1 protein-coding gene is annotated in these 602 nt (G+C 66.1%); it reads right to left on the bottom strand.

Annotated elements, in window-relative coordinates; genetic code table 11:
* Window positions 1-602, bottom strand: a 602-nt coding sequence (locus ACW9IN_RS30110; RefSeq protein WP_457369243.1) for an AMP-binding protein, incomplete at both ends; no start/stop codon positions are given.

Genomic DNA, 602 nt, shown 5'->3' with positions numbered 1-602 from the left:
TCCTCGACAAACGCGCGCAGCATCGACGGCACGAAGTGCAGGGTGGTGACCTGTTCCTGCTGGATCAACTGGCTGAGGTACGCCGGGTCGCGATGGCCGTCCGGGCGAGCGACCACCAGCGTGGCGCCGGTGATCAGCGGCCAGAAGAACTCCCACACCGACACGTCGAAACTGTACGGGGTCTTTTGCAGTACGCGGTCATGCGGGCCGATGGGGAAGGCATCCTGCATCCAGTGCAGGCGGTTCATCAGGGCACCGTGTTCGTTCATCACGCCCTTGGGCTGGCCGGTGGAACCGGAGGTGTAGAGCACGTAGGCGAGGTCGTTGGCCGCCATGTTCAGCGGCTCGGCAGCCGGGGCGTCGGGCAGTGCATCCAGGGTCCAGGCTGGATGGCCTGCGGGCAAGTGCGACAGCCACTGGGGCTGAGTCAGGGTGATTTGCGCGTCGGCATCGTTGATCAGGAACGTCAGGCGTGCTGCCGGCAGTTCCGGATCCAGCGGCAACCAGGCGGCACCGGCATGCACCACGCCGAGCAGGGCCACCACCATGTCCACCGAGCGCTGCATGCACACCGGCACGATGGATTCGCGGCCAATACCGGC

This window comes from Pseudomonas sp. SDO5271_S396 (genome assembly GCF_054071795.1).
This window is presented reverse-complemented; position numbering and strand designations above follow the sequence as displayed.